The sequence below is a fragment of the Allosphingosinicella sp. genome (genome assembly GCF_036387215.1).
Taxonomy (GTDB): domain Bacteria; phylum Pseudomonadota; class Alphaproteobacteria; order Sphingomonadales; family Sphingomonadaceae; genus Allosphingosinicella.
Genome location: NZ_DASVUE010000234.1, coordinates 1 through 6747 on the forward strand (window position 1 = coordinate 1; position 6747 = coordinate 6747).

General features: G+C 68.0%; 7 protein-coding genes and 1 riboswitch. Of the genes, 5 read left to right on the forward strand and 2 right to left on the reverse strand.

The window, feature by feature from the left end:
- The 3 genes from VF662_RS09190 to VF662_RS09200 form a co-directional block, all read left to right on the forward strand.
- Positions 1–498, forward strand: a 498-nt coding sequence (locus VF662_RS09190; protein ID WP_464140134.1) for a 2OG-Fe(II) oxygenase, incomplete at its 5' end; no start/stop codon positions are given.
- Positions 499–559: 61 nt separating this feature from the next.
- Complete coding sequence (locus VF662_RS09195; protein WP_464140136.1) at positions 560–1129, forward strand: LemA family protein; 570 nt, start codon at positions 560–562, stop codon at positions 1127–1129.
- A gap of 2 nt (positions 1130–1131) precedes the next feature.
- On the forward strand, positions 1132–3054 hold the full coding sequence (locus tag VF662_RS09200; RefSeq protein WP_464140138.1) for a DUF2207 domain-containing protein: 1923 nt from the start codon (positions 1132–1134) through the stop codon (positions 3052–3054).
- Here VF662_RS09200 and VF662_RS09205 read toward each other — a convergent pair.
- Both VF662_RS09205 and rpmE read right to left on the reverse strand, forming a co-directional pair.
- Complete coding sequence (locus VF662_RS09205; protein ID WP_464140140.1) at positions 3013–3570, reverse strand: GNAT family N-acetyltransferase; 558 nt, start codon at positions 3568–3570, stop codon at positions 3013–3015. The genes VF662_RS09200 and VF662_RS09205 overlap by 42 nt on opposite strands.
- 12 nt (positions 3571–3582) lie before the next feature.
- Entirely contained in the window at positions 3583–3813 is a 231-nt protein-coding gene (gene rpmE / locus VF662_RS09210) for a 50S ribosomal protein L31 (RefSeq protein ID WP_464140142.1), read from the reverse strand.
- A gap of 100 nt (positions 3814–3913) precedes the next feature.
- Positions 3914–4082, forward strand: a riboswitch (cobalamin riboswitch).
- A gap of 96 nt (positions 4083–4178) precedes the next feature.
- Here rpmE and VF662_RS09215 point away from each other — a divergent pair.
- Entirely contained in the window at positions 4179–6053 is a 1875-nt protein-coding gene (locus tag VF662_RS09215; protein ID WP_464140144.1) for a TonB-dependent receptor plug domain-containing protein, read from the forward strand.
- Positions 6022–6747: ABC transporter substrate-binding protein (locus VF662_RS09220; RefSeq protein WP_464140147.1), on the forward strand; the 726-nt coding region annotated here is incomplete at its 3' end. The genes VF662_RS09215 and VF662_RS09220, both read left to right, overlap by 32 nt.

Genomic DNA, 6747 nt, shown 5'->3' on the forward strand with positions numbered 1-6747 from the left:
GCGGCGATCGACGAGCAGGTGTACGAGCGCGCGCGGCTGGGCTTCCAATATCGCTACGAGGGCCTGCGGGTCCCCGACGATGAGCAGCAGGGCGGGCCGGACGATCTCCTCACCGCCTTTGCAGACCTCATGTCCAGCGAGCCGATGCTGGACATGCTGCGCGCAGTGACCGGCCACCACGACCTCACCTTCACCGACGGCCACGCCACCTCCTATGGGCCCGGCGACTTTCTCACCTGCCACGACGACGATGTGGCGGGGAAGAACAGGCTTGCGGCCTACGTCTTCGGCGTCACGCCGGCATGGCGGCCCGAATGGGGCGGACTGCTGCTGTTCCACGGCGACGACGATTCGACCGTCAGCGGCAACGTCCCCCGCTTCAATTCGCTCGATCTGTTCGCGGTGCCGCAGCGGCACAGCGTCTCGCTGGTCACTCCCTCCGCACCGCGCCGCCGATACGCCGTGACCGGGTGGCTGCGGAAGGGCGAGCGGGAGTAAGCCGCACTAGCTCCGCTCCCGATCCGGATTTATGGTCCGGCTCTTCAAGGGGGAGGGAATCATGGGAACAGGAGCATGGGTCGCGATCGCGGTCCTCGCCGTCGTCGCGCTTTATGCGGCCGTCGTCTACAACCGGCTGGTGCGGCTTCGGGCTCTTGTGAAGGAGGGGTTCAGCGGCATTACGGTGCAACTTCGACGCCGCGCCGACCTCATTCCCAACCTCGTCAGCACCGTTGAAGGCTATGCCACGCACGAGCGCGGCGTGCTGACGGAGGTCACAGCGCACCGTACCGACCCGATGAAGGCGCGCGGCGTCGCCGAGACGGCGCAGGCGGACAATGCGTTCAGCGGGATGCTTGGGCGGCTGATGGCGGTCGCGGAGGCCTATCCAGACCTCAAGGCCGACGACAATTTCCGGCAGCTGCAGGACGAGCTTGCCGAGATCGAGGAGGAGCTGCAGGGCGCCCGCCGCTATTACAATGCGACGGTTCGCGACCTCAACACCCGCGTCCAATCCTTTCCAGACGTGGTGCTGGCGCGGCCCATGGGCTTTTCCGAAGAGCCCTTCTACGCCGACGACGACGCGTCGATCCAGTCGGCGCCGCGGGTACGCTTCGGCGCCGGCGCCTGACCATGCACAGGCTGGTGCTCGCCCTCCTCGGGGCGCTGGCGCTCGTCCTTCCGGGTGCGGCCGATGCCGAGGAGCGGATCCTCCGCTTCCTCAGCGACGTCAGCGTCGAGCGCGACGGCACGCTCGCCGTCACCGAGACGATCCGGGTCCGGTCGGAAGGCGATCAGATCAAGCGCGGCATCTACCGCGACTTTCCAACCCGCTATGCCGATCGCCAGGGGCGCAAGCTCCGGGTCGGTTTCGATGTGCTCGGCGTGGAACGCGACGGCCGGGCGGAGCCGTTCGAAGTCGAATCGATCGACAATGGTGATCGCGTGCGGATCGGCGATGCCGAGGTGCTCCTTCCGCCGGGCGAACACGAATATGTGATCCGCTACCAGACGACGCGGCAGCTCGGCTTCTTCAAGGGCTATGATGAGCTCTACTGGAACGCGACCGGCACCGGCTGGGCCTTCCCGATCGACGTCGCCGAAGCGCGCATCCGCCTTCCGGAGCCCGCCCGTTTCGGCAACCGCGCCTTCTACACCGGCCCGCAAGGCTCCACGGACCGCTATGCCGAGGTCGTGTCGGAGGCGCCGGGCGAGATCGTCTTCAGGACGACTGCGCCGCTCGGGCCTCAGGAAGGGCTCACCGTGGCGGCGGCATGGCCGAAAGGAGTGGTCGAAGCGCCCGCTCCGCGATCGGCGAACAGCCTCTGGCTGCAGGACAATGTGCCGGTTGCCGCGGCCCTGCTCGGGCTGCTCGGGATCGCCGGATATTATTTCTACGCCTGGAGGAAGGTTGGGCGCGGGCCGGATGCGGGCCCCATCGTGCCGCTTTTCTCCCCGCCCGACGACATGTCACCAGCCGCGATGCGCTACGTCTCCGAGATGGGAAGCTATGACGATCGCACCTTCGCCGCGGCTTTGGTCGATCTTGGCGTCCGGGGGCGGCTGCGCCTGGTCGAAGGCGAGAAGAAGTGGCTCAGCCGACCCGACACTACGATCGAGAAGACCGGAGGTGACGAAAGGCTCCCGAAGCCGGAAGCTTCGATGTTCGGAAAGCTCTTCGAAGCCGGGGAGAGCGTGCTGATGGACGATGCCAATCATTCGATCTTCAGCGCGGCCAGGTCCGCCCTGCACGAAGAGCTGCAGAAGGCCTATGACGGCAAGCTCTTCATCCACAACCGCGCATGGGCGGCGGCAGGCATCCCCTTGCTGCTCGGAGCCATGTGGCTCGCGGCGATCGCGATCATCGCCACCGATCCCGAACTTCCGGACCGGAACGGGAGCCTCGCCATTGGCGGGGTCACGGTGGTCCCCGCCATCCTGGCCTATCTCTGCTACCGGCTGACGAAGCGGCAAGGCACGGCCGCGCGCGTTCTCGGCTGGCTGGGTGCGGCCTTGTTCGCGCTTGCCGCTCTGGCCCTTGCCGCCGTCACCTGCATCCTCGCTGCGGAGAATGAGCGGCTGCTTCCGCTCGTCATCCCCTTCGCCGCGATCCCGCTGATGATGTCCGGCTTCTGGTGGATGTCGGCCCCCACGAGGACTGGGCGCGAGGTGATGGATCGCATCGCTGGCTTTCGGCAGTACCTGTCGATCACGGAGGAGGAGCGGCTGGAGACGATGCATCCGCCGGAGAAAACCCCGCAATTGTTCGAGCGTTACCTGCCGCACGCAATCGCGCTCGATGTGGAGAACGCCTGGGCGTCGCGCTTCACCAGCGTGCTCGCGGCCGCGGGAGCGGCGGGGCAGACGGGGAGCATGGGCTGGTATTCCGGGCACAGCAGCCCGTGGAACGACGTCGACGATTTCGTCGACCGCGTCGGCTCCTCGCTCAGCAGCAGCGTCTCCTCCGCCTCGACCGCTCCGGGCTCGAGCAGCGGATCGGGGGGCGGCGGCTCTTCAGGCGGGGGTGGCGGCGGCGGAGGCGGCGGCGGCTGGTGAGGCGGGTCGCCGGAAGAGCAGGATCGGCTCTCCGTTATAGATCGCCTCCTCCCGAACGCTGAAGCCGGACCTCGCGGCAAGGCGGATCGAAGCCTCGTTGCCGTGGCTGATGATCGCGACGAGCTCGCGCCCGCCAAGCGCCTTGTCCGCCCACGCGATCCCGGCCGCGACGGCCTCGCCCGCATAGCCGCGCCCCTGTGCGTGCGGCGCGAAGATCCAGCCCATCTCCGGCAGCCCTTCGATCGGGGGCGTCATTTCGCGCTTATAGTCGGCAAAGCCCACCTGCCCCAGATAGGCGCCGTCCTCGAGCCGCTCGACCACCCAATAGCCGAAGCCGAGCACGTCCCAGAGGCCCCGCCCCGCCATCATCCGGCGCCAGGTATCTTCCCGTGTGTGCGGATTGCCGCCCAGATGGCGAACGACGGCCTCGTCCCGCAGCGTCTCCGCCTGCGGCTCCAGGTCGCTTTCGCGGAACCCTCGAAGGCGTAGCCGCGCGGTCTCGATGATCGGGACCACGCGCGCGCCGGATTACTTCTTGCCGAGCGTCAGCCCGCCAAAGCGCTTGTTGAAGCGCGCGACCTGGCCGCCCTGATCCAGAACGCGGGCATTGCCGCCCGTCCAGGCCGGATGGACCTTGGGATCGATGTCGAGCTGGAGGGTGTCCCCTTCCTTGCCCCAGGTGGAGCGGGTCTCGAACACGGTGCCGTCGGTCATCTGCACCTTGATCATGTGATAATCGGGATGGGCGTCGGTCTTCATGGTCTATTTTCCTGGAGTTTGGCTGGTTCCGACCAGCCTTGGAAAGCAAGCGGCGCCCTTACCGCGAGTGCCCGTGATTGACAACCCGTGCTGCAGCGCAATAGCAGGGCCGAAGCGAAGGTGCCGCCGGTAAAACGGCGGTGAAAAGGGAAGCCGGTGAAGATCCGGCGCTGTGCCCGCAACTGTAAGCGGCGAGCCCACTCTCCTTAAGGGGGAGACCGGGCCGGGACCCGCGAAGCCAGGAGACCTGCCTTACGCCGTCGTCCGCACCCGGCCGGGAACAGCCTGCGGTGCGTGGCACCTCCGTCCCATATGGGCGGAAGTACCTCCGAGACGACTGAGCGATCGTCGTGAGGAGGTTTCGAATGCACCCGTTTCTTGTTGTCGCCGCTGCCGCAGCCGTGCAGCAGAGCCCCGCCGCCAGCGAAGCCGAGACGATCGTCGTCACCGCCTCGCGCGAGCCCGTCCAGGAGGAGGATGCCGGGGTATCCGCCACCCTCTTCGATCGGCAGGCGCTGGAAAGCCTCGCCCTTCCTCTCGCAAGCGACCTGCTGCGATTGGTACCGGGCGTATCGGTCGCCGTCTCGGGGCCGCGGGGATCGCTGACCGACGTCCGAATCCGGGGCGCCGAGGCCGATCACACGCTGATCTTCGTCGACGGCATCCGCTTCAACGATCCCGCGGCCGGCAACACGCCCCGCTTCGACCTGCTGACGAGCGACCTCCTCTCCCGGGTGGAGGTGGTCCGGGGACCGCAATCGGCGCTTTGGGGGTCGGAGGCGCTGGGCGGGGTCGTGGCGGTTGAGACCGCAAATCCGCTCCGAAGCAGCGGCGTCGGAGCGCTGGCCGAATATGGGAGCCACGACAGCGGCCGCGCCTCGGCCGAGTTCGCCGCGCGGCTTGGCGATGTCGGCGTCAGCGGCTCGGGCGCGTGGCTCACCAGCGAAGGGATCGACGCGTTCGGGAAGGGCGGAGAGCGGGACGGCTTCGAAAACCGCTCGGCCAGCCTCAAGGCTGTATTCAGTCCCCTCCCCTCGGGCGAGATCGGGATCGTCGGCCATTATGTGGACGGCACCAGCGAATATGACGGCAACGATCCGGCGACCTTCCGGCGGGCGAACACGCTCGATCTCACCCGCAACCGCCTGTGGGCGGTGCGCGGCTGGGGCTCGGTCCGCAGCGGCGGCTGGGCGCTGAGCCTCGACGGCAGCTATCTCGACAGCGCCAACCGCAATCGCCTGGACGAGGCGCCGCTCAACAGCACCTTCGGCAAGAGGTTTACGCTCGGCGGTCAGCTCTCGAGGACGTTCGGCAGCCACCGCCTGACTGCGGCAATCGAGCATGAGGGCGAGAATTTCCGCGCCCGGGACCAGCTTTATTTCGGCGGCACCGACCAGGACCGCTCGCGCTCGCTCACCGGCCTGATCGGCCAGTGGCGCGCCATGTGGTCGGAGCGCTTCATCACCGACCTTGCCGTGCGGCACGACGATTTCAGCGCCTTCGAGGATGCAACGACGGTCCGGGGAACGATCCTCTTCCGTCCTGCGCGCCAGTGGACCGTCCATGGCAGCTACGGCGAAGGCATCGCCCAGCCCACCTTCTACGATTTGTTCGGCTTCTTTCCAGGATCGTTCAATGGTAATCCGGGCCTGAGGCCGGAAAGCTCGGCCGGCTGGGAAGCCGGCATCCGGTGGCGGAGCGAAGCCGCGAGCCTGGGCATCACCGGCTTCAGCAACCGGCTGAAGAACGAGATCCTCCCCGTCTTCGACCCGCGCACCTTCATTGCCAGCACCATAAACGCTGAGGGCAAGAGCCCGCGCCGGGGCCTGGAGCTCGACGGCGGCTATCGCTGGAAGGGCCTGAGGCTGGACGCAAACTACACCTTCCTGGACGCCAGGGAGCGACGGGCGCCGGGGGATCAGGCGGTGAAGGAAGCGCGCCGCCCGCGGCACAGCGCCAACCTGACCGCCACCGGCAGCATCGGCGGCCTCGATGTCGGGGCGGCGCTCTCCTACGTGGGCGAGCGCGGCGACACGGACTTCGACGTCTTCCCGGCGCGGAAGGTGACGCTCGACGATTACGTGCTCGCCTCCGTGAAGCTGGGATGGCGCCTGACGCCGACGCTGGAAGCCTATGCGCGGGTCGAGAATGTGTTCGATGCCGCTTACGAGGACGTGATCGGATACAACACAGCGGGGCGGGCTTTTTATGCGGGCATTCGCCTTCGCCCTCGCCTCTAGCCTGGCGCTCGCCGCGCCGGCCGAGGCGGCGCCTCCCGGGCGGGCGGCGTCGCTCAACCTGTGCACCGACGAATTGCTGCTGATGCTTGCCGATCCGCGGCAGATCGTGTCCGTCACCCATCTTGCGCAGAAGCGGGAGGAGACGCCGCTCTGGAAGCGTGCTCGGCGCTATCGAAGCAATGACGGGAGCCTGGTTTCGGTCGCGGGGCTGAAGCCGGACCTGGTTCTCACCATGGGCGGCGGGGCGCGGGACCGGGTGCGGATCGCCGAACGGCTCGGCATGCGGACGCTGGATCTGGCGTTTCCGCAGAGCCTCGGCGACATCAAGGCGAGCATCGGCAAGGTCGCGGCGGCGCTTGGGCGGGCGGAGGCGGGAAGACGCCTGGTGGAGAGCATCGGGCGGCTGGAGCGGACCGCGCCCCCGGGCTCCCTGGATGCGATCTGGCTGGGCGGCGGCGGGCGGACGGTTCCGGCCAAGGGCCTGGCGGCGGACTGGATGCGGCTTGCCGGCCTTCGCCAGCGCGCGGTGCAGGGCGACCGGGTTTCGCTGGAACAGCTGCTGGTGAAGCCGCCGCTTCTGCTGCTTCGAAGCGACTATCGGAGCGGCCAATATTCGAGCGAGCAGCGCTGGCTCTCGCACCCGCTCGCGGGGCGCACGAGGCGTTCGCGGACGCTGCTCACGGACGGGCGCCCC

Coding starts and splice junctions, on each gene's coding strand:
- VF662_RS09195 (WP_464140136.1), top strand. CDS start 560: ATGGGAACAGGAGCATGGGTCGCGATCGCGGTCCTCGCCGTCGTCGCG.
- VF662_RS09200 (WP_464140138.1), top strand. CDS start 1,132: ATGCACAGGCTGGTGCTCGCCCTCCTCGGGGCGCTGGCGCTCGTCCTT.
- rpmE (WP_464140142.1), bottom strand. CDS start 3,813: ATGAAGACCGACGCCCATCCCGATTATCACATGATCAAGGTGCAGATG.
- VF662_RS09215 (WP_464140144.1), top strand. CDS start 4,179: ATGCACCCGTTTCTTGTTGTCGCCGCTGCCGCAGCCGTGCAGCAGAGC.